This is a genomic window from Cupriavidus sp. 05N40, from assembly GCF_056397305.1.
Genome location: NZ_JBFTND010000385.1, coordinates 1 through 3,231 on the forward strand (window position 1 = coordinate 1; position 3,231 = coordinate 3,231).

A 3,231-nucleotide genomic window follows, 5' to 3' on the forward strand; every position below is an offset into this window, starting at 1 on the left:
CCATCCTGCCGATCTACTGGATGCTGAACATGTCGTTCAAGTCCAACGAGGAGATCGTCTCCACGCTGTCGCTGTGGCCGAACGACTTCACGCTGGAGCATTACAAGACCATCTTCACGGATGTGTCGTGGTACTCCGGCTATATCAACTCGATGATCTACGTGGCGATGAACACCGTGATCTCGATCACGGTGGCGCTGCCCGCGGCCTATGCGTTCTCGCGCTACCAGTTCATCGGCGACAAGCACGTCTTCTTCTGGCTGCTCACCAACCGCATGACGCCGCCGGCGGTGTTCCTGCTGCCGTTCTTCCAGCTCTATACGACCATCGGCCTGATGGATACGCACCTGGGGGTGGCGCTGGCGCAYCTGGTSTTCAACGTGCCGCTGGCGGTMTGGATCCTGGAGGGCTTCATGTCCGGCGTGCCGCGCGAGATCGACGARACCGCCTATGTGGACGGCTACTCGTTCCCGCGYTTCTTCCTSACCATCTTCCTGCCGCTGATCAAGGCGGGCGTGGGCGTGGCCGCGTTCTTCTGCTTCATGTTCAGTTGGGTGGAACTGTTGCTGGCGCGCACGCTGACCTCGGTCAACGCCAAGCCGATCGTCGCCACCATGACGCGCACGGTTTCGGCCTCGGGCATGGACTGGGGCGTGCTGGCCGCGGCGGGGGTGCTGACCATCGTGCCGGGCGGCATCGTGATCTGGTTTGTGCGGCACTACATCGCGAAGGGCTTCGCGATGGGCCGCGTGTAAGGGGGAGTGCATGCTGAGCTGGATGGTCTGGACCACCCCGGTGGCCGTGTTCTTCATCTGCGTGGTGCTGATGCTGATCTGCATGACGGTCTGGGAGGCGCGCGCACCCACGCTGGAGCGCAAGGGCTTCCTGCCCATCGCCACCACGCGCGGCGACCGCCTGTTCATCGGCCTGATGTGCGCCGCGTGGATCAACCTGGCGTGGGTGGGGCTGGGCGAGAAGATGGTGGCCTGGTTTTCGCTGGCCGAAGAACCGTCGATCTGGATCAGCTTCGTGACTTCGATGCTGGTGCTGGCACTGGTGATGCGCAAGGGCTGATGCTGGTGGAACAAGCCAGGACGGGAGCAGCGCGACGACAGGAATAAAGCGACGGAAATCTCGTCAATGGGCATGGCGGCCTGCACCTTCCCCGGACCGCAACCCAGACAAAGAGCAGGGAGGGGGATTCTCGAGGAGACGTTCATGAAGGTGCACGTGAAATTGGGCATGACGGCCATGGCCTGCGCGGCGGCGCTTGTCTGCGGCCATGCCGCATGGGCAGGCGAGGCGGAGGCCAAGAAGTGGGTCGACAGCGAATTCCAGCCGTCGTCGCTCTCCAAGGACAAGCAGCTCGCCGAAATGAAGTGGTTCATCGACGCCGCCGCCAAGCTCAAGGCCAAGGGCGTCACGCAGATCAGCGTGGTCTCGGAAACCATCACCACCCACGAGTACGAATCCAAGACGCTGACCAAGGCGTTCGAGGAGATCACCGGCATCAAGGTCAAGCACGACATCATCCAGGAAGGCGATGTGGTGGAGAAGCTGCAGACCTCGATGCAGTCCGGCAAGTCCATCTATGACGGCTGGATCTCCGACTCCGACCTGATCGGCACGCACTACCGCTACGGCGCCATCCTGCCGCTGACCGACTACATGGCCGGCGCCGGCAAGGAATGGACCAATCCCGACCTGGACGTGAAGGACTTCATCGGCACGAAGTTCACGACGGCGCCCGACGGCAAGCTCTACCAGTTGCCCGACCAGCAGTTCGCCAACCTGTACTGGTTCCGCGCCGACTGGTTCGCGCGCAAGGACCTGCAGGACAAGTTCAAGGCGAAGTACGGCTATGACCTCGGCGTGCCCACCAACTGGTCGGCCTACGAGGACATCGCCAACTTCTTCTCCAATGACGTGAAGGAGCTGGACGGCAAGAAGGTCTTTGGCCACATGGACTACGGCAAGAAAGACCCGTCGCTGGGCTGGCGCTTCACCGACGCGTGGCTATCGATGGCGGGCGCGGCCGACAAGGGCCTGCCCAACGGCATGCCGGTGGACGAGTGGGGCATCCGCGTCGGCGCGGACAAGTGCACGCCGGAGGGCGCCTCGGTGTCGCGCGGGGGCGCCACCAACAGCCCGGCCGCGGTCTATGCGCTTACCAAGTACATCGACTGGATGAAGAAGTACGCGCCGCCGCAGGCCATGGGCATGACCTTCTCCGAAGCCGGCCCGGTGCCGGCGCAAGGGCAGGTCGCGCAGCAGATCTTCTGGTACACCGCGTTCACCGCCGACATGACCAAGAAGGGCCTGCCGGTGGTCAACGCCGACGGCACGCCCAAGTGGCGCATGGCGCCGTCGCCATACGGCCCGTACTGGAAGCAGGGCATGCAGAACGGCTACCAGGACGTGGGCTCCTGGACCTTCTTCAAGAACACCGATGCCAACCGGCTCGCGGCGGCGTGGCTGTACGCRCAGTTCGTGACCTCGAAGACGGTGTCGCTGAAGAAGTCGCTCACCGGCCTGACCTTTATCCGCGACAGCGATATCCACCACGACTACCTCACCAAGAACGCGGCGCAGTACGGTGGCCTGATCGAGTTCTACCGCAGCCCGGCACGCGTGGCCTGGACGCCGACCGGCACCAATGTGCCGGATTACCCGAAGCTGGCGCAGCTGTGGTGGAAGAACGTGGCGACCGCCGTGACCGGCGAGAAGACCCCGCAGGCCGCGATGGACAACCTGGCCGACGAGATGGACCAGGTGATGGGACGGCTGCAGCGCGCCGGCATGAGCAACTGCGCGCCCAAGCTCAATCCCAAGAGCGATCCCGCCAAGTGGCTGTCGGACGAGCACGCGCCGTGGAAGAAGCTGGCCAACGAGAAACCGAAGGGCGAGACCATCGCCTACGACAAGCTGCTGCAGGCCTGGAAGGAAGGCAAGGTCAGGTAGGCACGGTGTGAACCGGCAGGACGCGGCAGGCGTCCTGGTCCGGCCGGGCGGCGCAACGCAGTCGGTTGCGCCGCTTTTTTTGGGGGATGGCGGGGAGGCGCGACAGCATTCGTGCAAAAGTGCGCCATTGCAGACGCGCAAGCCCCATCCAAAGATTCTTCTGAAAACTCCTTGACTATCTATCTACCAGTAGATAATATTCTGCTCATGGAAGCCACTGCTCCGCCCCAGCAAGAAAGCTGAAGCAGGAAAGAGGATCCAGCGCAGTAC

General features: G+C 63.2%; 3 protein-coding genes. All 3 read left to right on the forward strand.

All coding sequences use genetic code 11. The features are described from left to right. The first annotated feature begins 2 nt into the window (after positions 1-2). The 3 genes from AC1DO7_RS40525 to AC1DO7_RS40535 all read left to right on the forward strand — a co-directional run bounded on the left by AC1DO7_RS40525 (position 3) and on the right by AC1DO7_RS40535 (position 2,961). Positions 3-755, forward strand: a complete 753-nt coding sequence (locus AC1DO7_RS40525; protein WP_477117508.1) for a carbohydrate ABC transporter permease — start codon at positions 3-5, stop codon at positions 753-755. Positions 756-765: 10 nt separating this feature from the next. After that, entirely contained in the window at positions 766-1,074 is a 309-nt protein-coding gene (locus AC1DO7_RS40530; RefSeq protein WP_441624010.1) for a DUF2160 domain-containing protein, read from the forward strand. Positions 1,075-1,230: 156 nt separating this feature from the next. Next, on the forward strand, positions 1,231-2,961 hold the full coding sequence (locus tag AC1DO7_RS40535) for an ABC transporter substrate-binding protein (protein ID WP_441624047.1): 1,731 nt from the start codon (positions 1,231-1,233) through the stop codon (positions 2,959-2,961). Positions 2,962-3,231: the final 270 nt, after the last annotated feature.